The organism is Streptococcus suis (assembly GCF_046032115.1).
In the GTDB taxonomy this organism is placed as follows: domain Bacteria; phylum Bacillota; class Bacilli; order Lactobacillales; family Streptococcaceae; genus Streptococcus; species Streptococcus suis_AJ.
This window is the reverse complement of the sequence record NZ_JARQOZ010000006.1, coordinates 24,313-50,643: the sequence shown is the minus strand read 5'-3', so window position 1 is coordinate 50,643 and position 26,331 is coordinate 24,313. Positions and strand designations below refer to the sequence as shown.

Below are 26,331 nucleotides of genomic sequence, written 5' to 3'. Positions count from 1 at the left end.
TTTTCTCCTTTATTTTTTGGCTCTGTGCCATTTTATACATTAATTTCAACTTCCACACCAAAATGGTCTGAAATAATCGGACGATTCTCTCCATTGAAAATCACTAAGCTGGATAAAACTTCCTTTTTCTGATTTAAGAAAATGTAATCCAATCGTTTTTCCTGACTGTGACCAGCCCAGCCATCAATAGCCTTTTCAACCGTAATCCCCTGGTCTTTTTCCATCGCTAGATTGTATGAATCATAAAGTCCAAGCTCTGTAATCGCTTCGTAGGCCTCTCGATCTGAGAAGGCATCGGTATTAAAATCTCCCATGAGAATCTTAAAACGTCTATTGCCAGTCCGTTCCACAATCGTACGAATGTTATCAAGCTGGTCTTCCTCTTCACTCCCCGGAAGATTGATGTGACAAGAATACAGGTCAATCAACTGGTCTTGATAGAAGACCGTCAAGCCCATAATTTTTCGTGATAGGATGGAATCAACAGATTTATTCTGACTACAATAAAATGGATCCACTTCATAAACTGGCAACTTGGTAAGAAAGGCAATCCCTTCTTCGTACTTATCGTAGCCGATATGTGAGTTACTCCAATAATATGAATAGTCAAATTGTCCCAAGGCTCTTAATTTTTCTAATAAAATCAAGCCATAATTATCCGCCTTCAAGTCTTTCGTTACCAAATCAGCAGTTATGAGCTGATTGACTTCTTGAAGAGCGATGACATCATAAGCCTTTTCGGCTATTGTTTGGGCTAAAATATCTAGTTTTTCATCCTGCCTTTCTTCTAACCAGGCATGGACATTAATTGTTAGTAATTTCATTGCTCCCCCTCTCTCTGAAAATGCGTAACCGTTTTCTTTTTATAGAAATAGTATAACGTAAACGTTTGCATTAGTCAATAACTTTTCCGTAATATTTTAAACTTTTACGTAAAAGTCGTGTGTTCTACTAAATAAAATAGATGTATTGCCCCTTTCTGGCTCTTTTATGATACACTAATGGGTAGAAAGACAGGAAACTATGAGTAAGTATAAAAAAGTTTATCAAGATATTAAGAAAAAAATCGAAGAGCAGGTTTGGTCAACTGGACAGGCCCTACCGACAGAAAATGAATTAATGGAAGTGTATTCTTACTCCAAGGACACCATTCGCAAAGCACTATCTCTTCTTGAAATGGATGGTTATATTCAAAAGAAACAGGGGAAATCTTCTATTGTTATCGAACATGGTCTAATGAAGGACCAGTATCTTTCTGAAATTAAAACAGCGGGCGAATTGAACAAAAAATCACAGCACCAAATTCAGACCCAGCTTACTTCGCTTTATATTATTCAAGGTCAAGAAGATTTAATGTCAACTTTCGAAGTTGATGATAAGGTAGATTTCTATCGAGTGAGTCGGGTACGGACAATTGATGGTGAGCGGTTGGAATATGACATTTCCTATTTCGACCGTAGGGTCGTCCCTTATCTCAGCAAAGAAATTGCCGAAAGCTCTATTTACCGCTACTTAGAAGAAGAACTCCATTTAACAATTTCTCATTCCAGACGTGAAATCTCCTTCCGTTTTGCAAACGAAGAAGAAAAACAATTGATGGACTTAGGAGACTATGACATGGTCGTCGTGGTCACTAGTATCACCTATCTTTCAAATGGTCAAGCTTTCCAGTATGGAACAATTAGTTACCGTCCAGACAAAGTTAGCTTTGTTTCTATGGCGAAACGGTAAAAGGAAACTTTCGATTTTTTCGACCAAGTGTACAAAACTTCTAGAATTTTATAGTTATAAAAAGAATGTCTCCGCTTTTTTGCAGAGACATTCTTTGCATTTATATACTAAGGAGAGCACCAATAATGGTAAAAACTGATAGTTTTTTATTCTTCAACACATAGGAAGAATTGATCTGATAAGTTTTGGAGTGGTTCAATCAACTTTCCTACTAATTGTTGGAATTCAATTAGTTACTGTGCCAGATATCTTGGTTGTACTGTTCAATAGTACGGTCAGATGAGAAGAATCCTGCTTTGGCGATGTTGTGAACAACTTTCTTGTTCCATGAATCTTGATCTTCGTAGTCTGCAAAGACTTGCTCTTTTACTTCGATGTATTCAGCCAAGTCAATCAAGGTCATGAACCAGTCTTTAGAAATCAATTCATGGTGCAAGCGACCTAGACGCTCTTCATTACCGAGGGCAAGCACTTCATCGCTGACGATAAAGTCTACCGCACGTTTGATGTTGGCATCACCATTGTAGTAGTCTGCAGATACGTAACCAGCCTTGTCGTACAAGTCGATAATAGTATCTGAGTCCTTACCAAATATGTAAATATTGTCCATGCCAACCAACTCCGCAATCTCAACGTTGGCACCGTCCATAGTACCAAGTGTCAAAGCACCGTTGAGCATGAATTTCATGTTACCAGTACCTGATGCTTCTTTAGAAGCCAATGAGATTTGCTCAGAAATATCTGTCGCAGGGATGAGTTTTTCAGCAACAGTTACATTGTAGTTTTCAACCAAATGAACATTGAGGTATTTATTTACTTCTGGATCATTATTGATCAACTCTGACAAGCAAAGAATCAAATGAATGATGTCTTGAGCGATAATATAAGCTGGGGCTGCTTTACCACCGAAGATAACAGTGATTTTACGTTTTGGAAGGTTACCATTCTTGATTTCAAGGTATTTATGGATAACATACAAGGCATTCATTTGTTGGCGTTTGTACTCGTGGAAACGTTTGATTTGTGTATCAATGATAGAGTTTTCGTCCAATTCGATACCCTTGTTATCTTTGAGGTAACGTTTAAGAGCCAACTTGTTCTTGTGTTTGATTTCCGCCAACTTAGCATGAACTTCCTTGTCATCTGCAAAGGCAAGCAGTTTCTCAAGTTTCGTCGCATCTGTCAAATACTCATCACCAATCAATTCTTTGATGTAATCAGCAAGGTCTGGGTTAGCAAATTCCAACCAACGACGGAAGGTGATACCATTTGTTTTGTTGTTGAATTTTTCTGGGTAAAGCTCGTAGAAAGCTTTCAATTCAGAGTTTTTAAGAATTTCTGTATGGAGCGCAGCTACACCGTTCACTGAGTTAGAGAAGTGGATATCCATGTGAGCCATGTGTACACGACCTGATTCATCAATGATTTGGACTGCTGGGTCTTTGATTTCTGCACGAATAAGGGCATCCAACTCTTTAATAATACCAACTAGGTGTGGGACTACTTCTTCAAGGAACTCAAGTGGCCATTTTTCAAGCGCTTCTGCCAAGATTGTATGGTTTGTGTAACCAGTCATATTCTTAACAATCGCAACAGCTTCCGCAAATTCAATACCATGTTTTTCAGTCAAAAGACGAATCAACTCAGGAATCACCATTGATGGGTGAGTATCGTTGATTTGCACATAGGCGTAGTCTGCCAAGTCATGTAAGTTTGACCCACGCTCGATCGCTTCGTCAATCAAAAGCTGAGCAGCGTTTGATACCATGAAGTATTGTTGGTAAATGCGGAGCAATTCACCATTCTTGTCTGAATCATCTGGGTACAAGAAGAGGGTCAAGTTTTCTTTGATGTCTGTCTTGTCAAATGAGATACCATCTGTAATCAAGTCATAGTTGACAGACTCGATGTCAAACAAGTTAAGGTAGTTCTTGGTTTCTTTTTTATAGCCAAGAATATCAAGACGATCTAACTTAGATTTCAACGTGAAGTTTTTAAATGGCACGTCATAACTGATATCTGTTGGAATCAACCAAGAATCATTTTCAATCCAGAAGTTTGGCTCTGCAACTTGTTGGTTATCCTTGAAGACTTGCTTGAAGAGACCACAGTGGTAGTTGAGACCAACACCCTCACCGTTGATACCAAGTGTTGACATAGAGTCCACAAAACATGATGCCAAACGGCCAAGACCACCATTACCAAGTGAAGGTTCTGGTTCCACGTCTTCAACCTGTGCCAAAGACTTGCCAGCTGCTGCCAATTCTGCCTGAATGTCCTTGTAAACACCCAAGTTGATCAAGTTGTTTGACAAGAGTTTACCGATAAGGAACTCTGCTGAGATGTAGTAAACCTTGCGTTTACCAGTGTTTTTTGGTTTTGTCGCTGCAGCTTCTTTTACGTAGTTTAACAATTGAAGATAGATTTCTTCGTTTGTTAAATCAGCTAATTTTTTCGAAGTATTTGTTTCTGCAAATGTTGTAAAGTTAATCATGATTTTCATTTCCTCGTTGATATAGTGTTGTCATTTTGACTAAGAAGTCTTTGCGTTCCTGGGTTAAATCTTCAGCTTTCATTCGCCATTCCCAGTTGCCTCCGACAGTTGAAGGCATGTTCATGCGGCTTTCTTCGCCCAAGTCAAGAACATCTTGCATGGTCGCAATAGCTGTGTCGCTGACAGTGGCAAAGAGTGTTCGAAGCATGGCTTGGGTCACTGGTTCAATCGGCTTTCTGTTGGTATAGGCATCTACAAACTCCTGTTGTTCAGGCTCTAGATTGTTATACCAACCATTGACCACCTCGTTATCGTGTGTGCCTGTGTAGGCGACTGAGTTTGGTACGCAACGGTGTGGGATGTCAATGCTTCTCCCTGTCACATCGAAGAAGCCAAATTCTAGAATCTTCATTCCTGGATAGCCGCAATCTGCAAGCAACTTACGAGCCTTGGCATCAATATTTCCTAGATCCTCTGCAATAATTGGCAAGTCGCCGAGGGTTTCCTTGACCGCCTTGAAGAGATTGTAGCCTGGACCTGGCTCCCAAGTACCAACCTTGGCAACTTTAGCATCTCCTGCTACCTGCCAGTAATCTGAGAAGCCTTTGAAGTGGTCAATTCTCAAGACATCGTAAAGTTTGAAACTCTCGTGAATGCGGTAGATCCACCAGTTGTAGCCAGTTTTTTCATGTTGCTCCCAATCGTAGAGTGGGTTGCCCCAAAGCTGGCCATCTGCAGAGAAATTATCTGCTGGCACACCTGCCACATAAAGCGGCTTGCGCTCGCTATCTAATTTGAAGAGCTGTGGCTTGGTCCAAACTTCCACACTATCAGCAGAAACATAAATTGGCATGTCTCCGATAATCTTAATGTGGTTTTGATTGGCATATTCTTTTAGCTGTTTCCACTGGCTAAAGAAGAAATATTGAGTGACTTTAAAGTAATCAATTTGGTCTGCCAATTCCAAGCGGTATTTTTCAAGAGCTTCTTCATTTCGAGCAACAACTTTCTTGTCATCCCACTCTTGTAGGGCCTTGTTTCCAAAGTGTTCTTTAATAGCCATGAATTCCGCATAGTCATTTAACCATGACGAATTGGCTTTTTCAAACTCTTGAAAGGCTGCTTTACGCTTGTCATCACTCAAGAAGTTTTTAACGGCTCTTTCCAAAATCGGACGGCGAGCCTCATAGATCAAGGCGTAGTCTACTTTTTCTGGATTGTCCCCAAAATTCACATCTTGGTAGTCAAAGTTGGCCAATAAATCTTCTTCTGCCAACAAATCAAAATCAATTAAATGGGTATTTCCTGCAATGGCAGAAAATGATTGATAAGGTGAATCTCCGTAACTTGTCGTTGTGAGAGGAAGGAGCTGCCAGTAGGTCTGCTTGGTTTCGACCAAGAAATCTACAAAGTCATAGGCAGGCTTTCCAAAAGTACCGATACCAAACTTACCTGGAAGTGAGGTAATATGCATTAAAATTCCACTGGTACGATTCGCCATAAAAACGTTTTCCTTTCTTTCGATTACAATGATAGTTTAACGCAAACGTTTGCATTTGTCAAGGATTTATACAATTTTTTTAAAACTTTTACGTAAAACTGCTCAAAATCTCCTTCCTATAAATGCGCGTTCTACTGCTCTTGTTACCATTAAACAAAAGAAGAAATTCTGAGCATTTTAACCCAGAATTTCAATATTATTCGATTATTTTATGAAAAGGTTTGCTCGCTGATTTGAATCTCATTTTCCACTACATCAGCCAACAAGTTTGTCACATCTAGGTGATCTAGATAGTAATCCGTAACCTTGTCTCGAATCTGATTTTCAATCACACGGCGCAATGGACGAGCTCCCATAGCCTGATCATAGCCTTCTTCCATCAAGAACTCTTTGGCTGCCTCAGTCACTTCTAAGTGAATACCTTTTTTAGCTAGGGTCTTATTGACCTGGGCTAACATCAAATCCACGATTGCCTTGAGGTCTTCTTTGCTCAAGTGTTTGAATTCGATAACAGCGTTGAAACGGTTAAGGAACTCCGGACGGAAGAATGGTGCGATGCGGTCCATGATGTCTTGATTTTCTTCAACTTCTGGCATTCCATAACCAAAACCTGCATTTGAAGTCGCAATGACAAGGGTATTTTTGAAATTGACTTGGTTGCCCTGTCCGTCTGTCAAATGACCATCATCTAGCACTTGCAGAAGGAGGGTAATCACTTGTGGGTCTGCCTTTTCAATCTCATCCAAGAGGACAATGGAGTAAGGATTGCGGCGGACACGCTCGGTAAGAGTATTGGAATTGTCATCATAACCAACATAACCCGCTGTGGTACCAATCAGCTTGGAAACAGCTGTCCGATCACTGTATTCAGACATATCCAAACGAATAATGGCATCTTTGTTACCAAACAAGTCTAGCGCTAACTGTTTTGCCAACTCTGTCTTACCCACACCTGTCGGACCGACAAAGAGGAAGGAACCAATTGGACGGTTGCCGTCATCAAAACCTGCACGATTCCGACGAATAGCACGAGATACTGCTTCCACCGCATCGTCTTGACCAATTACATTTGTCTCCAGGCGATGTTTCAATTCCTTGAGTCGTTCAATGTCAGAAGCTCCCATTTGTGAAACTGGAATTCCTGTCATTCGCTCAACCGCCTGAGCCACATCATTAACAGTCGCTACCACTTTCTGTTGCTCCGTGTGGTTGTCAATTTTTTCTTGGAGCTTGTCGATGCGGACTTTTTCATTGAGTGCTGTTTCGTAATCTTCTTTTTCAGCTGCTTGACTTTGCAAAGCTTTAGCCTGTTCAATCTCTGCCTCCAAAGCCTGAATATCTGTCACAGGATGTTGTGCAGCTAAGTGAGCAGCGGTCACATCAATCAAGTCAATGGCCTTGTCTGGCAAGCTACGTTGTGGAATATATTGGACGGAATAATCAACCGCAGCTCTCAAAACCTCATCTGGCAATTCAATATTGTGATGAGCTTCGTAGAGCGGCTTAATCCCTTTCAAAATCTGGTAGGTATCTTCTGCGGACGGAGCATTAACCTTGACTTCATTGAAACGACGAGCCAGAGCAGCATTTTTGTGAATGGTATTGCGGTACTCGTCTTGCGTGGTCGCACCAATGACGGTCAACTCTCCACGTGACAGGGCTGGTTTGAGAATATCTGCTAAGCCCTTGGAACCTGAGTCTCCACCAGTGCTACCAGCTCCCAAAATCTGATGAATCTCATCAAAGAAGAGAATGATATTACCAGCTTTTTTGACTTCATCCACAAGATTTTGCACATTTTCCTCAAAAGCTCCACGATACTGAGTCCCAGCTTCCAAGCCTGAAATGTCGATGGAGATGATTTCCTTGTTCTTAATGGCAGCGGGCACATCGCCGTTGACAATGGCTTGAGCCAAGCCTTCTACTACCGCAGTTTTACCAACACCCGCATCACCGACCAGAACAGGATTGTTCTTGGTACGGCGAGCCAGAATTTCAGATGTTTCTTGAATTTCCTTATTTCGTCCAATGACTGGATCCAACTTACCTTCACGTGCATCTTGTGTCAAATTGCGACCAAGTTTTGCCAGAATTCCGTCTGACTTTATCTGACCTTTAGCCTGGATTTGAGCCGCTTCTTCTGTCTGTGGCAGGCGACCAGTCTGACGGTAAATGGCAAATTCCTCCGGTGTTACTTCTCGCCCATTGATAGAATAACGGCGACGCTCTGTGCTGTAACCTCCCATGTTGCCCATGAGTTGATTGAAAATATCGTCCATATTGTTAAAGTTATTGAAATTGTTGTTCATAGTTTTTACCTCGTTTAAGTTTTATTTATTTTTGACTTTTTCTGACCTTTGTTTTGAATAAATAGCTAGTAGGATATAATCCTGTTTTTCATATTAACCTCCTTAGAAGTTTGTCTTTTACTGACCAATAGGTCCAAGAGTAAGTCAAACCCTTCTCGTTTGACCTAAACTGACCTTTTGTTCAAAGAATTCGTAAGGTCCTTTACCTTACGAATCTTATTTTACACCATTGATCAGTAAAAGTCAATGGTTTTGTTTGACTTTTTTTGACTTTTTGATATAGTCTTTTAGTTTACTTTTAGTACTAGCTCTAAAGGTTTGGGGAACCTTTGGAGGTGGGAAATAGAGCGAACAAAGTTCGCATCAAAAGCTGCAGATAGCTTCAATAGTCCAGCGGACTATTAAAGCTTGGAAATCGCACTTACGATAGTAAGTAAAATTCGTAAGGTACGGCAAGCGAGTTCAAATAATCATGAAATTATTTGGAGTTGGAGATAAGGAAACGAAGTTTCCTTATTCGCTGCAGTAATAAAAGATAAACTAAATGACGCTAGTAGGGTATAATCCTGTCTTTCATATTAACCTCCTTAGAAGTTTGTCTTTTACTGATCAATAGGTTCAAGAGTAAGTCAAACCCTTCTCGTTTGACCTAAACTGACCTTTTGTCCAAAGAATTTGTAAGGACCTTTATCTTACGAGTCTTATTTTACATCATTGGTCAGTAAAAGTCAATAGTTTTGTTTGACCTTTTTTGACTTTTTGATAAAAAAATCTACCTGACGGTAGATTCAGAATGAAGACAAACATTGATTTCAATCTCTAGCTGGTCACTCATAAACTTGGCTTGCTTTTCAACTTCACGATTGATGAATTTACGGTTATTCGCCGCAGCCTTGATATGGGTACCGTCAATGAAAATTTCTGTAGGGTCTATGAAGCCCGCATTGACACAGAGCCCTAAGATATGGGAGAAAATACCTTCAATGACCTGTTTATCTTGGAAACGACGGACATAATTCTTTCCGTAGGTAGTGAAATGAGGCACCTTATCATCCAGTCGAAGACCAAGAAACCAACGGTAGGCAGTGTTGACTTCGATTTCCTTAATGGTTTGACGCATGGAACGAATGCCGAAGAGACACTGAAGAATTGGAATTTTAATGAGCAGAATAGGGTCAAGACTAGGACGCCCTGTATCATCGCTATAGCTATCTGCGACTAAGTCATAGATAAAGGAGAAGTCAATAGCTTCCTCTATTTGACGAAGGAGATGATCTTGATGAACAAGGTCTTCTAAACTGTAGAAACCAAATTGACCGCGATTATAGTCTGTATTTTCTTTGTGTAACATAGCGATTCTCCCTCTACATATTAGCTAGTCTTCCTGCCTCTATTATACGACGTTATACAAAGAAAAGCCCTTGGGAACTTGTGTTCCAAGGACTTTGTCTTCAATCTGAAAGCTAATTCTTTTTTTAAAGTTTTTCTTTAATGTCAGCTTTTAGCTTGTCAAATTTTTCTTTAATGTCAGCTTTTAGCTTGTCAAATTTTTCATGACGGGCTTCTTTTTTATCCGCAATTAAACGTGCTTTAGCCTGATGAGCTAGATCTTGTTGAATTTTGAGGGCTGATTCTACTTCTGCTGAAACAGTCGCAACATCCCATCTTGCAATAATAGTCTGATATTTCTCAAAAATACCATTTAAAACAGATTCATCATTTTCTTGCACAAGTGCAATAATAGCGACCTCCCCGTTAGTCAATTTTTCACTAACGGTTGTAATTAGCTCCGATTTAGCCAATTCTTTATCTAAACTAATGGAAGCTCCAAGCGGGCCACCAGCTACAAAACCAAAGAGAACTCCAAGCGGGCCACCTAAAATTCCAATGAGACTGCCTATGAGACCGCCTTCGAAATAATCGCTCCCTACAGAATTCATTAAATCAAAGCTGTCCTTCACTTTAACGATTCCATCCTCAGCTTTCACAATTGAAACTTGGGCTAATTTTGTATTTTCAGTTTGACCAAATTGTTTTAATTCTGAAAATGCTTGAAAAGCCTCACTTTCAACATGAAAAATTGAAACAACGATATTTTCCATCACCTAGATTTCCTTTCTTTTTTAAGTAAACGGATTAGGTCCATGACCTGTGTATAACAACCTATACAGTAGTTATTATAACACTTTATCATACTATATTCAATACAAAGTTCCAGAACATCACGTCGTACGCATGAAGAAAATGCATGTAACCATTTTCTTGTTACATGCATTTTTTCAATTTATTTTTACGGTTTTTACATTTAGTCATGAATAATTCCTCAAATTCAGACTAATTGTAGCATAAATTTTTGCTAAAAAACTGTATAAAATATGAAAGCGCGTTTTCCGAAAACAAAATTTTCTTCATGCGTTTGGCGTGCCAGAACATAGACAAATGTCATTTTTGGCGTTTGTCTTTTTGTTGTATTTTCGAAATTATTTGCTTTATCATCTGTTATTCCACCAAAAACCGGATTTAGAACAAAATAAAAAGGGATATTCGCTATCCATTTCACCATTTTTTTGATATTTAAACATGCCAAAGTCAATATCAACCTCTGAGTCCACTTGTAGAAGAAAGTGATCCTCTGGGACTAATTCTTCTATCGTATAGAAACCATATTGGCGTCGATTATAATCTGATTTTTCTTTGCGAAACATAGGAAATACCTCACAACTCTTCTTAGCTCTTTTATACGACTTTGCACAAAGAAAAGCCCTTGGAAACTTGTGTTCCAAGGACTTTGTCTTCAATCTGAATCTACCTGACGGTAGATTCGGTAACTACTAGATGATAATCCCTTCCAAATGATCTAGTTCATGCTGAACAATCTGAGCTTGGAAGTCTGTCAGCTTTAGGCTCTGCCTTTTCCATGAAACATCAAAAAACTCCACTTCAATCTCCTGATAGCGTGTCGTCGGGCGGGTACCTTCCAGCGACAGGCAACCCTCCTCAGTCTTATAAGGCTTGGCCTTGCTGATGAGGACGGGATTGTACATGACCAGGTTGGTGAAGCCCATGTTGACGATGATAATCCGCTTTTTGACGCCAATCATGTTGGCCGCCATGCCCACACAAGCGTGAGCGTTAGCTGCTAAAGTGTCCTGCAAATCCTGACCGACCTGCACATCTAGCTGAGTCGCAGGCTCAGATTTCTGCTGTAGGAAGAAAATATCCTTCATAATAGGTTGAATCATGGGAACCTCTTTCGATAAAGTATATAGTATTATTTTACTATTTTTTTGATAATTTGAATTATTTTATGCTTTATAGGATGAGGATAATAGCGAAAAGTACCAGCTTTTCTCAAAATGTAACCATTAAAGTTCTGTTTAAATCGAAGAACACCATCTGAGCTGTCGAATATCCCTTGAATACCAAGGAAATTATAACGATTAAGATTTCGTTTTATTGCACGTTGCATCGCCTCATATTGAAGTAAGAAAGGTGCAGATAGGCTTTGAAACTCTGAATATGAGCCACCAAAAAGATAAGTTGCCTCATTCACATCATAGATTATCAGTGCACATGCCAAAAAAATAGGAGCTGTCTGAGTTTGATTTAAAATATTTTGAACCACCTCCTGTTTTTTCAACAATTTCTGCACTTGCTGTGCATACTGTTTTGAATTTCTATCACTTGTTTCTATTTCCTTTTCAATTTGCTTTAGACTGGCTTTCGGGTCAAGTTCTGCAACTAAAAAATCTGCCTGTGTACCAAAGCTTTCAAAAAGACTGTTATAGTAACCACTATCTCTATCTTCAAAGCCTTGTCTAGCTCCAGTTTCCTCAATTATTTTTTTGAAAGCTGAAAGCTCCTTATGATTGATGCTACGAATCCTGATACCGTAACTTTCTGAATTTTTTATGTTTCGTTTACTATTTTTATTGTAGGATTGCAATAACGACGTTGTTGAATACCCTTGCAAATCCTTCACATAATGCCAAACAGGCTCTCCATTTGGATAACCTGTTTGTAAGCCATCATGTTTAAATCCAACTTGCACCAGCTTCTCAATTAGTTGAGTATCTGCTTCACTAATTGGACTCCCTACACTATCAAAGAGTTGATAGGCTTGGGAAGGCTTGACCACCAATTCAAGTACGCCTTCACGCTTAGCATAGTTTTTTAAAGATTGATAAAATTCCTCTAAATAAGCATCATCGGTAACCAGCGGTCCAGAATTCAATTCCATATACAAACCACCAGCCATCTTCTTACAGAAAAGCAAAGTAGAAATAACGATCTCTGATTGTGAATTTTTAAAACCAACATAACGAACATCGTATCCTCGCTTGGATAGTAATCCAGCCATTTCAACAGATTGAAAAAATGATTTTTCATTTACTTGTTCACAATGCTTTAAAAATTCTTCTTTAGTTATTTGACAAAAAGCCATTATTTTTTCTTCCTTAATTTTTTTCTAATTTCCAGTAAAACTTGAAAAATCTTATATAATATTGGCGAAACAATAAGGTCAAATTCCCCAATATACTCTTCTACTACTGGATTCAAATGTGATTTAAAGTGATAAAGGCCTCCGTCTAAAGTTGGCTCTATTCCTCCTAAATTTTGCCATTTCACACCTCGTTCGAAAGCATACTTTGCTGTCTCCACCCATGTTAGTAAAGCAGGCTGATAATGTTTAAACTTTTCATCCATACCAGCATAGATATTTTCAGATGTTCCTGCAAAATTAATTGTCAAAGTACCAGCCAATGGAACTAACTTACTCCCGTTACGAGTCAGAGAATTTATCATTTCTAATTCTGTATTTATTCTTCGGGTTTCTTTTTTATAATTTTCAATCTTCGATTGTCTTGTAGTGGATGTGAAGGTCATGGCTTCTTTTACTAATTTTTCTTCAAGATAAGATAACTGTTCATATCTCTCTGCTAAATCCAAATAGGCAACTACAATATAAGAATTTTCTGGATAGGCATTCAATATTTTTTGATAATACTCCCTCCCCCGCAAGCGAATAGATTTGCGCTCCTCAGTCTTTTTTAATAGCTCTGAAAAATCTCTTAACAACTCCTCACGACCAATTCGAATCTCAATACCTTTATTACGCGCCGACCGAATATTTTGTCGAACTCGTTTATTTAGTGATTCCTCTGAGAAGGATTCGCTATATAATACTGCATGACAAGTAGGTTGGATTGTAGCCGACATGGTCTGCACTCGACCAGACCAAATACCTCCCAAATCAACAATCCTATCTTTGACGGCAAGTACATTTAATTCCTCTTCCCTATCTCCTGTTATAGTTTTACTAGATAGTCGAATAAATGGATCGAATTTTATAACAACACTGCGTTCTCGAAGGGCAAATTCTTTTATAGACTTAAATACAAATGATACTAATTCAGCATCTTCATAATTCATTACAGGACCTCTTGGTATATAAATCATCGTAAAACCAAATGGTACTACCAACCTTCTGATAAGAAGAGAAGCAACTGCCACTAATTTCCCATCTTTAAAAAAGCCTAGTCTCTCATTTCGCCACTCACTTTTTACGGTTGCCCACTGACTACTCTGCAACAGGTTAGCCTGTGGTGATTGCTTTACAAATGAATCATGTTCCTCAGCAGATATACCCATTTTATAAGTGTAAAACATTAATTATTCCCCTTGTTCATAATTACTTTTAACGCTAATTAGGAAGGGCTTGCCCGTAGTGTCAAGCCCTGCTATACTAGTATAGCAATCGATTTTGTCAAGTATTTTTACTCAATCATAAAAAAATAATAATGTTTTATTTGTGCCACGAAATCACTCATGCATATATATATTCGTTTCCTTTGGTTTCTAATATTTTAAAATTTAGCAATGTACCTCCAAGTTATAATTAAATTGATATATACATAGCCAAGATGAACATAAAAAAGCCTAGTTCTCACTAGACTTTCCTTATTTATTCTTGACAATAAATCGCTATTGCCTGACTGACAAAAGCTGCTGTGCCTGGTCCACCTGCTCGGTCTATGTTGGCTGAAAATCGTTCATCTTCAACATACATAAGACCTAGATTTTGCAAGATTTCCTTGGTGCAGGTGTAGAAATTTTCTGTAATATAGGCCTGCAAGTTCGCTACCTGAGCCTGCACATCTGGATGACTGACTTCTAAGCTCTGCATTTTTCCAAAAACCTCAAAAATAGCCTGCATCTCTTGGGCAAACACCCGGTTCTTACTGGCATCGTATTTCTCTTCAAATTCCGCAAAGGCTGAGGTATTCCCCCACCGCTCCTTTGCCTCCGCCTTGTAGGCTTCTAGTTGACTGCTGTCAAATGCGTGAAAAGCCATGACTTCTCCTCCTTTTTCTGTGAGCAATCTGGCGTGATTGATGATGCGATCCAGCCGTTCCCTTTTGAGCTCTAAAAGGGTGATATGGTCCCGCAAGACCTGCTGACGATTGACTTCCGTCACATCCAGAAGCTGCTGAATATCTTTGAGAGGAAAATCCAATTCTCGAAATAATAGAATTTCTTGCAGACGAGCCAAGTTCTCCTGATTATAGTAACGATAGCCATTGCCTGCCACAAAGGCTGGTTTGAGCAAACCAATCTGATCATAGTGGTGCAAGGTCCGCACCGTCAGTCCCGTCAGCTGACTAACCTGCTTTACCGTCCATTTTTCGTTCATGTAACCCCCCTCTCTATGACCAGTATAAGGGATAACGTAAGGTGAGAGTCAAGGGAAATATTAGATTTTCTTCAACTGGTTATCCACAATAGCAATCTCATTTTCTTGACACCAGTCCAGTACAAGTTCTTCGTAGCATTGTGCCTCAAATGCGTACCAGTCTTCCAAGCGTTCACATCTCTCTAGCTCACTCTTAAAACGCCCAAAGGCACCGCGACCTCGAATGGCTCGAGACAGGTGGTCAGACAAGTCACCATCAGGCAAATGATAAACATAACGCTCCATAAATGTGTAGGGATTGAAGTCATAATAGGTCGGCAGCCGTACAAACCGTCCCATCACATCCTCCTCAATCTCTTCTTCTAAACCATCACGGGCTTCGAGTCCCCTATCCTCAACAGACAGGTAGACTAATGCATCTAAGTGACTATCATAATAGTACCTGTCATCTTGACTCAGCATCTGCAATGCATCGACCACATCTCGAAACCAAACTGCCATATCCTACCACCTCACTGCATCTAATTCCTCTATCATGGCTTTGCGTCGCGGATACTGGACTTTCCACGAGGTGCGAAGACTTTCACTCACTACTTTTCCATCAGGTAAACCTGCAATTTTTACCAAATACCCTGCCAACTGACGATAGCGACTTCGACTACTAGCCGCCTCCATCTGCTGACTGACAGCTTGGGCGTAGGTATCTCGTAATTGCTCAGGCAGTTTCTCTGATAAGTAGTCCTCGAACCGGTCCAAATTTTCTAAGACCCAGTAACTTGCTCTTATGCGGTCCAATAATTCCTGCGGTCGGTCTGCCAATTGCAACAACTTCAACTGCTGTGACTGGAAACGACGATCCTCCAGCAAATCATCTAAGTAGCTCTGCCATTCTTCCCTAGAAACATAGTCCCGTAACTCCTCTATCAGTTCCAAGTCAGTATCACCAGCTGAGAAAATCATCTCCAGGAGTTCTTCTCTCACCTTGTCATCCCGCCCCTGAGAACGATAGATGTCCCGTAGCTGCTGGCTATAATCCGACACCAATCCTCTATACTGGGCATCCAATCGCTTACTTTCCTGTAAGAGGTGAACTGCCCGGTCTAGCTGCTGATTTGCTACAGCCTGAGCAATGGCCAGTTTACGAAGCTCTGCAACCTCCCAATGATTGGCCTGGAAGGTCAGCAAGTCTGCCTCACTAGAGCCCAACTGAACCAACAACCTGTAACAGAGCATGGCAAATCGATCACGACGGAATTTCCATGACCAAGAGGACTTGTCTCCTTCTTCTATCGCCTGCAAGACCGCTTGAAAATAGGTCAATTTCTGCTCAAGGAAGGTTTCTTCTTGAAACTCCATTTCCACAAATTCCATGAGAAGATCCTCTGCAACCTCATAGCCACTTAGCTGTCCTAAGCACCAGTCTAGTAATTCTTGGGCAATCTTATCCGGAGCTACAGTCAATAAATGCTGCCAGTAGCCAGCAAGGCTATAAAGTAGACTACCAGTTGTTCCATTGGAATCATCCAACTCTTGTTGGCAAATCTGATGATAGAAGGCATCTGATACAGCCAAGAAACTCTCATACTCACACCTATCTAGCAAAGGCTGGAGATACTGATGCATGGCCTTTTCCACGGCCCGTTCGTAATCCCTAGTCTGCCTATACTCGATATAGCCCGTACGCCTGTCCTCAAAAGGAAGCCCCAGATCTCTGATTTCCTTTTTCACATTTTCCACTTGCTGTGAAGTTAACTGGGCAGAGAAACGCAGCTGAATTCGATTAGCCAGTTCCCTATCTTCTTGAGCCAATTCAAGAATAAAATCCCGTAGCTGCTCAACTGTCAGTTTATCCAAGAGCTGGGCAAGTGACACATCCTTTCCCTTGACAACTGGCTGACCCTCCAACTCCGAAATGGCAAACAAGACTGCAGCCATATGCTTACAGTGGTTCATCTCCTGAGCATGGGGACACTCACACCACATACTGACTAGCTGACCATGCTCCAAGTCAATCTCCACCTGATAGACTTGACTACCAATGACATGTGCAGAGTAGCCCTCACCTGTCTCTTCAAGCCCTTGAACAGCGTCATCTAAAAACAAACTGTAGCCCCTATCTATAATGTGAGGCTTAAAATAGTCCATCCAATTTTTCATGATTTATGTCCTTTGAATTTGCTACTTAAATTATACAAAAAAAATAGGAATATTTTCAAGTCAACTACAAAAACTTCCTATTTTCTCTTGATTTCAACTCCTATTCATTTTTCCACCCTCACCGGCACGCGCCCGTAGGTCTGCTCTGCTATTGCGTTAGCGCCCAGTTGATAGACCGCATCCGCCTGCTGGGTCAGGCTATCCCAAGGCTCTTTTCCGATCCGCGTCACCAAGCCCACTCGCTCCTTGACCGTCTTGAGATAGGCCTGGCCTCGAGCCGAAAAGCCTAGGACATGGACCGCATCTGGCAAGGGAGCTTCCACTGCATTGACCAAGATGTAGGTCAGCACCCGCCGCACCCGCGCCTTAGTGTAGCGCTTGGTCGCAACAGCATCCACTAACTCCTCCACGGTCGCTGCGCTCCCAATGGCAGAGCGGATACGACTGGCTAGTTCTTCGTTGACCTGAAAGACCTGACTGAGATCTCGGTGGGTCGCAATCTGGTAGCGGAGCAGGGGAAAATAATTTCTCCAGCTTACCTTGGTCGCCTCTTCAAAGAGACTGGCAGACGGTAAAAAGTCACGCACCAAGTCCAACTGGTCAGCACCCTTGCGGATAGCCGTCGCCGAGGCGTAGGTCGTTTCCACCTCTTCCGAGTGAAAACCAGCCCCCTGCCGCTGAACAGGGCAGAGCTGAATACCTGTCCCAGCCACCGCCTTGGCGTAAGCCAAGCCCAGAATATGATTGGGCGTATCACCTGTGAAGGTCAGCCCAGCAAACTCCTGCCACATGGCCTGAGTCTTCTGTGGATAAGAGAGATTGTCTGGCAAGTTTTTCACAAAATTTTCCATCTCTTCCGACTTATCCACATAGATATCCGCAATTTTCTGGTAATCCAGCATTTCTTCCGTACCGAAAAACAGTTTTTCCACACCTAGCCTGTGTAAAATGCTGATTGCTCCCTTGGCAAAATGGTCAGCCGACTGGACCGACACCAAAAAGGGCATCTCAACAACAAGATCTGCCCCATGTTCCAAAGCCATCTGAGCCCGTGTCCACTTATCCACAATGGCTGGCTCACCCCGTTGCATAAAATTGCCAGACATAACCACGATTTTCAAACCTTCCGCCTGTTCCAGCAGGTATTTATGCCCCGTGTGAAAGGGATTGTATTCTGCTACGATACCGGAAATCGTCATATATTGCTCCTATAATTATTTGGTTGGTATCATTTAAAACATCTTAATTAAATTTCTTCCATTAGGCTTTGAAGAGTTCTTTTACGAGTTGTAACACTTCTTATATATCCATCCGCCCAGTCCAAAAGATAGGTATGTCTTCTCAAATACCATTCTTCAACCCACTGATTCAAAATAATTTTTTCTAAATCATTAAATTGTTCGTAATATTTTCTTTCATCTGGCTCCATTCCTAAGAGGATTTTTTTCTCATACTCCTCCATCTTCAAATAATCACTGATTGAAAGTATGTCAATGCCTAAATTTGAAAAAATTAAAAATTCTAAGCTAAAGTAAAAGCGATGACTTTCTGTTAACTGAAATCTTAATTCCTCCTTGCCATCTCTAGTCTGGTGCCTTGTAAAATATTTAAATGATGACTCATTTATTTTCTCGATGCTTTCTAAGCTAAAAAATTGAGTTTCCATCATTTTTATAATAGGAATACAAAGATTTTTAAATGTTCTTTCTTTCTGAATTGAAAATAGCGAATTTAAAAATGTTTTATGAGCAGATACATTATTACTATCAACTTTTACCCATTGAACTAATATTTTCGATTGTAGATTATCATCTAGCTGAACAATTCCCAGAGCAGCAAAAAACTCTTGAAACGATCTATGCGAAAACTTTAAATTCGTCCCTTCTTGAATCATCATACATGCACTATTTGTAGCATCATGGATAAAATAATCACTATTCAGTTGAATATTATTTTTTTCAGAATATTTTGCAATCATTCCACTCACTACACTAACATCGAAATCAACTTGCCCATTAATAAATGTCTTCATACCGATATAAGATAGAACAGCTTTAAATTCTTCCAACGCTAATTTAGCTTTTAACTCTCTCTTGTATCCAGACTTAGATGCATCATGCCTTTGGTACAGAGTATAAAATGCTTGGCTATAAAAATCTGTTAAGTTATCTGGAATTGATGCTCCTGCTTCAAAAGTGATCAACATAATAGTTAATAAAAGTGGTATGGACGCAAAAGATTCATGATTATCATAAAGATGATTTTTCAATTCTTTAGCAAATTGTTTCTTAATCTTTATATCATAATCCAACTTATTGATTAGTGCTAAAGATTGATTTTTGGTTAATCTTTTTAATTTATATTCTACAAATGATTGCCAACCAATAAATTCTTCTGATGGTCGCGATGAAATAACGTATCTATTTTTTTCATATAGACTCACAAAACTCTTGATTGAATTATCTAACCATCCGCGTTTGGAAGAAATAACCTCATCTAATCCATCAAAAATAATAGTATACCTACCAAATTCAAGAGTATTTAAAAAGTATTCTTGAGATAATTTCAAATGATGGTTACTTACCTCTGAATAGATAAAATCTATGAGAGTCTTTTCTTCATTATTAAAATCATTTAATGATTTTAATTCAATAAAAACTGGAACAGAAGTACCACGATTAATCTGATCTAAAAAAATATGTTTCACTAGCATAGACTTTCCTATACCACCAGTACCTGAAAGAATGATGTTTTTAGATGCAGTGAAAATATTCTCGGTATTCTCTGTAGAAATACTGTCAGTATAATGACTCTCTAAATCAACATGTTCATAAAAATTATATAGGTATTTACCTTCATTTTTATATAAAAGTGTTTTTATTGTTGAATACTTTTTCATAGCATAATCTAGATAATCTTGATAAATCAATCCTAATTCTTCTTCTTTTTTAAACTCAAAATCTTTATATGCTTTTTTTAATTTATTATAAAAACCTGCAATAATTGGTTTAGCTTCTTGCAAAATATAATCACTCGATACAGGTGGATTCATAAAATACTCCTCCTTTACATTTATTCTATCAATTATTTGACCGCCTTGAAAAACCACCGCTGGCTAGTTTCTGTCGGAGCTTGATCTTCAAAGTCCGCAAAAACTTCCACAGATGTAAAACCAGCTTGATTCAATAATTCCACATAGGTTTCAATCGGATAGGTCCGCTCTTCATGAACTTCATCCCGACGAATAAACCGCTCCTCTTGGCTGTCCTCATCTTTGACAAAGAAGGTCAATTCGTGAACAATCGAATGCTCATGCTCACCCTCATAGGTATCCCAGACGAAAGCAAAGTCCTCGTAGTTTTCATGGTAGCTATAGCCTGCAAACACTTCTTCCATTTGATAGATGGAGTGAACATCAAAGAGGAAGGTCCCGCCCGGATTGAGAACAGAGTGAACCCCTTCAAAGACCCGCAAAACAGCTTCTTGGTCAGCCATGTAGCAAAGACTATCTGAGTAACAAGTCACAGCATCAAAATCTCCAACACCTTCCAGAGCCATCATATCTGCTTGGGCCAGTTCCATCATGACACCAGCAGCTTCTGCTTTTTTCTGGGCCAATTCCAACATTTCATAGGACAGGTCAAGCCCTGTCACCTCATAACCCTTTTGAGCAAAACGCACAGCCTGAATCCCTGTCCCACAGGCCAATTCTAAAATTGTCTTGGTGTCTTGTGGCAAGTTCCGCAAGCTAAAATCTGTCCATTTATCATACAAGCTGTCATCCATGATTTCATCATAGACCGCCGCAAAGGTTTCATAAGTTGCCATATTTTCCCTTTCATAAAAAGGGAGCAGGAAAGAACTCCTTAAATCAAAAGAGTTCGTATTCCTGCCCCCGCACAGTTGATTAGGTCAGATTTGGAGTGGGAAGCACGAACAAAGCTGCCAATCAACCACTGCGCTGAGATGTTGACTCAAGTTTCGAATAGTGCACCCAAATCAAAATCTGTTTTCATATTTTTTCAAAAAGTCTATCACTTCTAATCACATAATAGTGAACTCATTTTGATCATTTTCGAGTCTTAGGGTGACCAGCTGAAACAGTTCCCCGAACTGTTTCACTCCTCTTCTAAAAGTTCTGCGACTTCTAGGAAGCTGCCTTCGTGCCATAATTTTTCAAGGTTGTAGAGGTCACGCATTTCTTCTGAGAAGATATGAACGACTACGCCTCCAAGGTCCAATAGGACCCAGCCACCGTTACTATCGCCTTCTACACGGCTACCCTTGATCCCAACTTCCGCTACCTTTTCACGGATGTTTTCCGCAATAGCCTCCAACTGGCGACTGTTCATGGAACTGGCAATCACAAAGTAGTCTGTCAGGCTGGTCACGCCTTGAACATCAATTACAACAAGGTCCTCAGCTCGCTTGTCATCAGCAGCCTGGACCACAACTTTTACTAAATCTAGTTCTTTCATCTTATCCTCTAATTATATTTTCTAATTTATCCACCTGGGCAAAATTCCATGACCAGATGTTTTGGTAGTGGTCAATCAAGTCTTTGGCGTCCAATTTGCCTGAATAACCTGTTGTCGTTCCGCCCTGAATCACTGCTACCTTGTAGCCTAGTTCAAAGGCTACTTTAATCGTCGTGTCAATGCAAAAATTGGTCGCCATTCCCATGACAATCAATCGATCAATCCCTTGCTCATCAAGATAGGCTTGCAAGTTCGTATCCTTAAAGGCAGAACTGTACCTCTTGTCAACAATCTTCTCGCCAACCAAAGGAGCTACTGCTGGATGGATGTCCCAACCATGACTGCCTGTGGCAAATTCTTCGTCATTTTGACGGACATAGATAATCTCTAGCCCCGCTTGACGAGCTTTTGTGATGCTATCTTGCCAGAGGGCTAATCGCTCTTCAATGGCATAAGGTTTTTCCTCCACTAGGAGGTTTTGAATGTCAATGACTAACAATGCTGATTTCAAAACTTGACCCCAGGCGTTTCCAAACGGAACACCAATTCCCTTTCTTCTTCAAGATCTAAGACAAAACCATTTTTCTCCAAGAGTCTTGCCATCTTTTGGTTGCCCTTGACATAGGCAACAATCAAATGATTGCAGACAGGGTGAGCTCTTGCTTGATCAATCACGACCTCCAAAGCAGCCTGACCATAGCCTTTCCCCTGAAATTCTTGACCAATCATAAACCGCCAGAGCATATATTGTTGGATGTCCTCATCAATGTCAATCAAAGCAAAGCCAACAACCTGCTCATCTGCCCAGATGGCATAGGGAGGCAAGGTTCTAGTGCAAGTACACTTCTCAAAGTTTGAGTCAACATCTCAGCGCAGTGGTTGATTGGCAGCTTTGTTCGTGCTACACACTCCAAATCTGACCTCTACGACTGATGCAAACGAGTTCGCTTCATTTCCAACCTCCAACAGTCACTACTCTGACTGTTGGAGCTATGCGGGGGTGGGAGTAAAATAGTCCGGTGGACTATTTTAGCCCGAACCTACTATTTGGAAGTGAGGGGAACTCTTTTAGAACCCGTCGAGTTCTTTCCCACTCCCATTATCTCTATATAACCAGGCATCTGCCAAGGAACGCACGTTGGGAGCCACGAAGCCCTTATCTGCCTCGGCTACTGTCAAGTCTAAGACAGCTTGATAGGAGCTTTCATCAAGATATTTTATAGCCGTTTAGTTTACTTTTAGTACTAGGCAACGAGCTGCAGGCTGTACTGGAGTACGGCAAAGCGAGTTAACGAAGTAATAAAAGAAAAACTAAATGACTATAATGCAATCATCCCTACTCCTTCAACCGAGCAACATATCCATTATAGGTTTCCAAGGTTTGTGGATAAATGGGAACCCCCTTCTTGGCCAAGTAGGAAATGGTTTGGGCAGTTTCAAAGGCTACTGCCTTGTCCAAGGACTCTTTTGCAATACGACGCACCTCGTCCACCCCAGGAAAATCCCGATTGGGTTCGATGTAGTCCGCCACATAGAGTACCTTGTCCAGCAAGGTCATCTGCCCAGCCCCAATGGTGTGTCGTTGAATAGCTTGGAAAATCTCCTCATCTTCCAAACCAAAATCTTCTGCGATCTTATAGGCGCCAACCACACCGTGCCAGATGTTATTATCCCAGTTAAGCAGGTCCTTGTCCAAATCATACTTGGCAATCAAGTCCAGAAAGACTTGGTCTTCCACTTCTTTGGCATAATCATGCAAAAGTGCTGCTAGACTGGCTTTTTTTGGATCACAGCCGTATTGGTCTGCCAAGGCAAGCGCCGCCTCTTCCACCCCCAAGACATGTTGGAAGCGCGCCGGCTTCATGGCTACACGGATTTTTTCCAAAAGAGCCTGACGGTCAAATGTCAAATCTGCTGCAATCATTGGTAGAGTCCCTTTTCTTCGATATAGTCCAGAACTTCATGAGGCACCATAAAATTCGGCACCCGTCCTTGCTTGATAAAACTACGCACCATGCTGGAGGAAATGTCCATCAATGGCACATCTACCCAGATAACAGGATAGGAAGTCCCTGCCTTGTAACGAGGACGCTGGACACCAACAAACTGCACCATCTTGACCAACTCATCAATCCTGTGCCATTTTGGGAGGTAGTCTACCATATCTGCACCGATGATAAAATAATAATCCGTATCAGGATTTTTTTCCTTCAATACTCTCATGGTGTCGTAGGTATAGCTGATCCCCTGACGTTCCAGTTCAATGGTTTCAATCCCCAAGCCCTCAATACCTGCAATAGCCATCTTGAGCATAGAATAGCGATGGTATTCGTCAATGGTTTCTTTCGCATCCACATGAGGCGGAATGAATTCTGGCATGAGTAAGACCTCATCCAACTTCAACTGTTGACGGACCTGGTCTGCCACAATCAAATGAGCATTGTGGACAGGATTGAAATTCCCCCCCAGAATCCCTACTTGTTTGCGATTGGTTTCTTTCTTTTCAACCTCTAATTCAACCTTGGTAAAGGGTGTTAAGAGTTCAATAGCCATAGGCTCTCCTTCTTAGATTTCTTTGACCTGTTTGGAAATTTTACGGTTCTCTTTCTTGCTAGATTGTTTGAATAAAATCAAGATGCGACCGATTTTTTGGACCGTATCCACACCGATTTCTTCTTCCAAGATTTCAGCTACTTCGTGGATGTTTTCATCCGTATTTTGTAGCAAGGTCACCTTGATCAATTCACGCGCATCCAAGGCCTGACGAACACTGGTTTTAATCTGGTCATTGAGACCATTTTTCCCAATCTGAATGATGGGTTTGAGACTGTGTGCCTGACTGTTCAAAAAGGCACGTTGTTTTGAAGTTAGCATAATTTATTATACAAAGGGCGTTGTAACAGACTGGGAGACTGTTACAATCGGGAAATAAAGAAAACAAAGTTTTTCCCCATTGCGCCGATATACTTAGCCCGTGTTCAAATCAGAAGACTTGAACTTCCTTTCTCTTTAATTGTAAAAACTGAAATCAAATACCTCTTATACTCAATGAAAATTAAAATCAGACTAGCTCCAAAGTTTTAGGAAACCTTTGGAGGTCGGAAATAGAGCGAACGAAGTTCGTCTCTCCAAGAGCAGATTAAACCCTACTACTTTCACGTTTTTAGGTAGCAGGCTGTAAAGCTCCACTGGTGCTTTACACTCATCAAATCAAGTCAACAACGTCTGCTTTTAATTTTCGAAGAGTATTAGATAATGGCCTTGCGGATCACCACATCCACACCCTTAGGTGCCCAGGCAGCAATCTTAGCCTTTTCATTGACACGAATCCAACCAAGACCTGAGAAGACCACATCCGTCTTTTCGTTGATGGTAAATTCATGACGGACTAATTCAGGAAATTCTTTCAATTCCTTGCTGGTTGGTGGCACTAAAAGTGAGCCCGCATGTTTCTGGTAAAATTCACTAGCTCCCTGCAGTTTGGTGCGGTGGATTTGGAGCTCATTGTCAAAGAAGGCCGTAAAGCCTTGGCGTTCACCAGCCACAAAGTCAAATCGTCCCAAACCAGCCAAGAACAAGGTTTGTTCTGGATTGAGCTGGTAGGTCTTTGGCTTGATTTCTTTCCGAGGGCTGATGTACTTGAGGTTTTTAGCCGTCAAATAATGGGCCATCTGGTGACGATGGATAATCCCTGGCGTGTCATAGATGTATGAACCATCATCCAAAGGAATTTCAATCTTATCCAGCGTTGTTCCAGGGAAACGTGAAGTCGTAATGACATCCTTGTCCCCTGTGATTTCTTGGATAATAGCATTAATCAAGGTTGATTTGCCAACGTTGGTCACGCCGACCACATAGACATCCCGTCCCTTGCGGTATTGTTCAATCTTTTCAATCAAGTCCTTGATGGCCTGCTTGTTTTGAGCAGAAGTCAAGACCACATCGACTGGTCGCATGCCGATTTCATGCGCTCGTTCGGTCAACCACTGAGTGACCTTCCCTGTCTTGACAGACTTGGGTAAAATGTCCTGCTTGTTGCCGACCAAAAGCACATCATTGCCTGAAATAAAGCGAGGCAAACCTGGAATGACCGACCCATTGAAATCAAAAATATCAATGACATTAACCACCAAGGCATCGCTTTCTCCTACGCTATGGAGGAGTTTCAAGAAATCGTCATCCGAGATATTGACATCTGAAATCTCATTGTAATGGCGCAAACGGAAACAACGTTGGCAGTAGAGTTGCCCTGTTTCCAGGCCTTTTTCTAGGGCTGATTGAGGTGTATATCCAGCGACAGCCTTGTCTAGCGTCTGAATCTGGGCACCACAGCCGATACAAAATAATTCTTCCACTTACATCTCCCTCTTGTAGTCTATCGCTCCATATTTTGCGATGATTTTTTTCATGGTCCGTCGTTCACGCCAACGGTTAATCTGCGTATTAATAGAGTCCGTCTTTATCAAGGGTTTGACCAAGACAGACTTGAGACCTGCTCGCTTAGCAGCCCGAATGTCCGTCATCAACTGATCGCCAATCATGACCACTTCATGTGGCTGGACATCATAGCGTTTCAAAGCACGGTTAATCCCAAAGGTGAAAGGCTTGAGAGCGAAGGCTTCAAATTCAATCCCAAATTTTTCAACCGCCCGTTTGACACGTTCGTATTTATTGTTTGAAACCACCACAACGGGAATGCCTGCGTCTCGCAAATCATGTAACCACTGGCGCATCTCTGGCGTTCCATCGGGATTGTTCCAAGCAATCAAGGTATTATCCAAGTCAACAAACACTACTTTGATGCCATGTTTTTTCAAGCTTTTGACGGTCACATCATAAGCCTTTTCCAAGGCAAAATCTGGCATGTAATTTTCTAAACTCACTATCGACTCCAAAGTTTTTTATCAGACAATTATACCATTTTTCCAAGAAAAATGCGAATGGATAGCCAAAAGGAAAAACACCCG

At 40.8% G+C, this 26,331-nt stretch carries 24 protein-coding genes and 1 pseudogene; 1 reads left to right on the top strand and 24 read right to left on the bottom strand.

All coding sequences use genetic code 11. The annotated features are described in order from the left end of the window. Nucleotides 1-32 precede the first annotated feature (32 nt). Complete coding sequence (locus tag P7J36_RS03430; protein ID WP_024417969.1) at nucleotides 33-824, bottom strand: endonuclease/exonuclease/phosphatase family protein; 792 nt, start codon at nucleotides 822-824, stop codon at nucleotides 33-35. Nucleotides 825-1,023: 199 nt separating this feature from the next. On the opposite strand from P7J36_RS03430, the gene P7J36_RS03425 reads away from it, so the two are divergent. Further along, entirely contained in the window at nucleotides 1,024-1,731 is a 708-nt protein-coding gene (locus P7J36_RS03425; RefSeq protein ID WP_029186820.1) for a UTRA domain-containing protein, read from the top strand. 229 nt (nucleotides 1,732-1,960) lie between these two features. Here the strand turns inward: P7J36_RS03425 and glgP are convergent, their stop codons facing one another. The 23 genes and pseudogenes from glgP to P7J36_RS03305 all read right to left on the bottom strand — a co-directional run bounded on the left by glgP (nucleotide 1,961) and on the right by P7J36_RS03305 (nucleotide 26,247). After that, nucleotides 1,961-4,225: a glycogen/starch/alpha-glucan family phosphorylase gene (gene glgP, locus P7J36_RS03420; protein ID WP_408551137.1), complete on the bottom strand. Its 2,265-nt coding sequence runs from the start codon at nucleotides 4,223-4,225 to the stop codon at nucleotides 1,961-1,963. Then, on the bottom strand, nucleotides 4,218-5,726 hold the full coding sequence (malQ, locus tag P7J36_RS03415) for a 4-alpha-glucanotransferase (protein WP_408551138.1): 1,509 nt from the start codon (nucleotides 5,724-5,726) through the stop codon (nucleotides 4,218-4,220). The genes glgP and malQ overlap by 8 nt, the downstream gene beginning before the upstream one ends. Nucleotides 5,727-5,935: 209 nt before the next feature. Continuing rightward, the gene (locus P7J36_RS03410; RefSeq protein ID WP_408551139.1) at nucleotides 5,936-8,035 is read right to left on the bottom strand and encodes an ATP-dependent Clp protease ATP-binding subunit; all 2,100 of its coding nucleotides are present in this window, start codon (nucleotides 8,033-8,035) and stop codon (nucleotides 5,936-5,938) included. A gap of 808 nt (nucleotides 8,036-8,843) precedes the next feature. Continuing rightward, nucleotides 8,844-9,386: pseudogene (locus P7J36_RS03405) on the bottom strand (transposase); the annotation flags it as partial. Between the two features lie 124 nt (nucleotides 9,387-9,510). Next, the gene (locus P7J36_RS03400; RefSeq protein WP_408551140.1) at nucleotides 9,511-10,137 is read right to left on the bottom strand and encodes a DUF1269 domain-containing protein; all 627 of its coding nucleotides are present in this window, start codon (nucleotides 10,135-10,137) and stop codon (nucleotides 9,511-9,513) included. A 390-nt stretch (nucleotides 10,138-10,527) separates the two neighbouring features. Continuing rightward, nucleotides 10,528-10,740, bottom strand: a complete 213-nt coding sequence (locus P7J36_RS03395; protein ID WP_205031524.1) for a hypothetical protein — start codon at nucleotides 10,738-10,740, stop codon at nucleotides 10,528-10,530. A gap of 126 nt (nucleotides 10,741-10,866) precedes the next feature. After that, the gene (locus P7J36_RS03390; protein WP_253218639.1) at nucleotides 10,867-11,277 is read right to left on the bottom strand and encodes a peptide deformylase; all 411 of its coding nucleotides are present in this window, start codon (nucleotides 11,275-11,277) and stop codon (nucleotides 10,867-10,869) included. 29 nt (nucleotides 11,278-11,306) lie between these two features. Further along, nucleotides 11,307-12,479 (bottom strand): peptidoglycan bridge formation glycyltransferase FemA/FemB family protein, encoded by a 1,173-nt coding sequence (locus P7J36_RS03385; protein ID WP_408551141.1) that lies wholly within the window; start codon nucleotides 12,477-12,479, stop codon nucleotides 11,307-11,309. Further along, nucleotides 12,479-13,705 carry a peptidoglycan bridge formation glycyltransferase FemA/FemB family protein gene (locus P7J36_RS03380; RefSeq protein ID WP_408551142.1) on the bottom strand — a complete coding sequence of 409 codons (1,227 nt, stop codon included), beginning with the start codon at nucleotides 13,703-13,705 and terminating at the stop codon, nucleotides 12,479-12,481. The genes P7J36_RS03385 and P7J36_RS03380 overlap by 1 nt, the downstream gene beginning before the upstream one ends. A gap of 295 nt (nucleotides 13,706-14,000) precedes the next feature. Continuing rightward, nucleotides 14,001-14,729, bottom strand: a complete 729-nt coding sequence (locus P7J36_RS03375) for a MerR family transcriptional regulator (protein ID WP_408551143.1) — start codon at nucleotides 14,727-14,729, stop codon at nucleotides 14,001-14,003. A 60-nt stretch (nucleotides 14,730-14,789) separates the two neighbouring features. Further along, on the bottom strand, nucleotides 14,790-15,230 hold the full coding sequence (locus P7J36_RS03370) for a UPF0158 family protein (protein ID WP_408551144.1): 441 nt from the start codon (nucleotides 15,228-15,230) through the stop codon (nucleotides 14,790-14,792). Between the two features lie 3 nt (nucleotides 15,231-15,233). Further along, entirely contained in the window at nucleotides 15,234-16,886 is a 1,653-nt protein-coding gene (locus P7J36_RS03365) for an SWIM zinc finger family protein (protein WP_408551145.1), read from the bottom strand. A gap of 104 nt (nucleotides 16,887-16,990) precedes the next feature. After that, a complete protein-coding gene (locus P7J36_RS03360; protein ID WP_408551146.1) occupies nucleotides 16,991-18,085 on the bottom strand; it encodes a nucleotidyltransferase in 1,095 nt (364 codons plus the stop codon). Between the two features lie 47 nt (nucleotides 18,086-18,132). After that, nucleotides 18,133-19,938 (bottom strand): NACHT domain-containing protein, encoded by a 1,806-nt coding sequence (locus tag P7J36_RS03355; protein WP_408551147.1) that lies wholly within the window; start codon nucleotides 19,936-19,938, stop codon nucleotides 18,133-18,135. 32 nt (nucleotides 19,939-19,970) lie between these two features. Then, nucleotides 19,971-20,714, bottom strand: coding sequence for a class I SAM-dependent DNA methyltransferase (locus tag P7J36_RS03350; protein ID WP_408551148.1), 744 nt, complete (start codon nucleotides 20,712-20,714; stop codon nucleotides 19,971-19,973). Between the two features lie 290 nt (nucleotides 20,715-21,004). Then, nucleotides 21,005-21,364 carry a ribosome silencing factor gene (gene rsfS / locus P7J36_RS03345; protein ID WP_024407250.1) on the bottom strand — a complete coding sequence of 120 codons (360 nt, stop codon included), beginning with the start codon at nucleotides 21,362-21,364 and terminating at the stop codon, nucleotides 21,005-21,007. A gap of 1 nt (nucleotide 21,365) precedes the next feature. Next, nucleotides 21,366-21,875 (bottom strand): cysteine hydrolase family protein, encoded by a 510-nt coding sequence (locus tag P7J36_RS03340; RefSeq protein ID WP_408551149.1) that lies wholly within the window; start codon nucleotides 21,873-21,875, stop codon nucleotides 21,366-21,368. After that, on the bottom strand, nucleotides 21,872-22,189 hold the full coding sequence (locus P7J36_RS03335; RefSeq protein ID WP_050571867.1) for a GNAT family N-acetyltransferase: 318 nt from the start codon (nucleotides 22,187-22,189) through the stop codon (nucleotides 21,872-21,874). The genes P7J36_RS03340 and P7J36_RS03335 overlap by 4 nt, the downstream gene beginning before the upstream one ends. Before the next feature lie 511 nt (nucleotides 22,190-22,700). Beyond that, nucleotides 22,701-23,288, bottom strand: a complete 588-nt coding sequence (gene yqeK, locus P7J36_RS03325) for a bis(5'-nucleosyl)-tetraphosphatase (symmetrical) YqeK (protein ID WP_408551150.1) — start codon at nucleotides 23,286-23,288, stop codon at nucleotides 22,701-22,703. Next, nucleotides 23,285-23,917, bottom strand: coding sequence for a nicotinate-nucleotide adenylyltransferase (locus tag P7J36_RS03320; RefSeq protein WP_408551151.1), 633 nt, complete (start codon nucleotides 23,915-23,917; stop codon nucleotides 23,285-23,287). Before P7J36_RS03320 ends, yqeK begins: the two co-directional genes overlap by 4 nt. 12 nt (nucleotides 23,918-23,929) lie before the next feature. Continuing rightward, nucleotides 23,930-24,241, bottom strand: a complete 312-nt coding sequence (yhbY, locus tag P7J36_RS03315) for a ribosome assembly RNA-binding protein YhbY (protein ID WP_024379048.1) — start codon at nucleotides 24,239-24,241, stop codon at nucleotides 23,930-23,932. Between the two features lie 371 nt (nucleotides 24,242-24,612). Next, the gene (gene yqeH / locus P7J36_RS03310; RefSeq protein ID WP_408551152.1) at nucleotides 24,613-25,719 is read right to left on the bottom strand and encodes a ribosome biogenesis GTPase YqeH; all 1,107 of its coding nucleotides are present in this window, start codon (nucleotides 25,717-25,719) and stop codon (nucleotides 24,613-24,615) included. Continuing rightward, on the bottom strand, nucleotides 25,720-26,247 hold the full coding sequence (locus P7J36_RS03305; protein ID WP_408551153.1) for a YqeG family HAD IIIA-type phosphatase: 528 nt from the start codon (nucleotides 26,245-26,247) through the stop codon (nucleotides 25,720-25,722). It abuts the gene before it with no gap. Between the last annotated feature and the right edge of the window lie 84 nt (nucleotides 26,248-26,331).

Coding starts and splice junctions, on each gene's coding strand:
- malQ (WP_408551138.1), bottom strand. CDS start 5,726: ATGGCGAATCGTACCAGTGGAATTTTAATGCATATTACCTCACTTCCA.
- P7J36_RS03355 (WP_408551147.1), bottom strand. CDS start 19,938: ATGAATCCACCTGTATCGAGTGATTATATTTTGCAAGAAGCTAAACCA.
- P7J36_RS03370 (WP_408551144.1), bottom strand. CDS start 15,230: ATGGCAGTTTGGTTTCGAGATGTGGTCGATGCATTGCAGATGCTGAGT.
- rsfS (WP_024407250.1), bottom strand. CDS start 21,364: ATGAAAGAACTAGATTTAGTAAAAGTTGTGGTCCAGGCTGCTGATGAC.
- P7J36_RS03400 (WP_408551140.1), bottom strand. CDS start 10,137: ATGGAAAATATCGTTGTTTCAATTTTTCATGTTGAAAGTGAGGCTTTT.
- yqeK (WP_408551150.1), bottom strand. CDS start 23,288: ATGATTGCAGCAGATTTGACATTTGACCGTCAGGCTCTTTTGGAAAAA.
- P7J36_RS03410 (WP_408551139.1), bottom strand. CDS start 8,035: ATGAACAACAATTTCAATAACTTTAACAATATGGACGATATTTTCAAT.
- P7J36_RS03320 (WP_408551151.1), bottom strand. CDS start 23,917: ATGGCTATTGAACTCTTAACACCCTTTACCAAGGTTGAATTAGAGGTT.
- P7J36_RS03360 (WP_408551146.1), bottom strand. CDS start 18,085: ATGACGATTTCCGGTATCGTAGCAGAATACAATCCCTTTCACACGGGG.
- P7J36_RS03390 (WP_253218639.1), bottom strand. CDS start 11,277: ATGATTCAACCTATTATGAAGGATATTTTCTTCCTACAGCAGAAATCT.
- P7J36_RS03385 (WP_408551141.1), bottom strand. CDS start 12,479: ATGGCTTTTTGTCAAATAACTAAAGAAGAATTTTTAAAGCATTGTGAA.
- glgP (WP_408551137.1), bottom strand. CDS start 4,225: ATGATTAACTTTACAACATTTGCAGAAACAAATACTTCGAAAAAATTA.
- P7J36_RS03375 (WP_408551143.1), bottom strand. CDS start 14,729: ATGAACGAAAAATGGACGGTAAAGCAGGTTAGTCAGCTGACGGGACTG.
- P7J36_RS03395 (WP_205031524.1), bottom strand. CDS start 10,740: ATGTTTCGCAAAGAAAAATCAGATTATAATCGACGCCAATATGGTTTC.
- P7J36_RS03425 (WP_029186820.1), top strand. CDS start 1,024: ATGAGTAAGTATAAAAAAGTTTATCAAGATATTAAGAAAAAAATCGAA.
- P7J36_RS03380 (WP_408551142.1), bottom strand. CDS start 13,705: ATGTTTTACACTTATAAAATGGGTATATCTGCTGAGGAACATGATTCA.
- P7J36_RS03365 (WP_408551145.1), bottom strand. CDS start 16,886: ATGAAAAATTGGATGGACTATTTTAAGCCTCACATTATAGATAGGGGC.
- P7J36_RS03350 (WP_408551148.1), bottom strand. CDS start 20,714: ATGGCAACTTATGAAACCTTTGCGGCGGTCTATGATGAAATCATGGAT.
- P7J36_RS03430 (WP_024417969.1), bottom strand. CDS start 824: ATGAAATTACTAACAATTAATGTCCATGCCTGGTTAGAAGAAAGGCAG.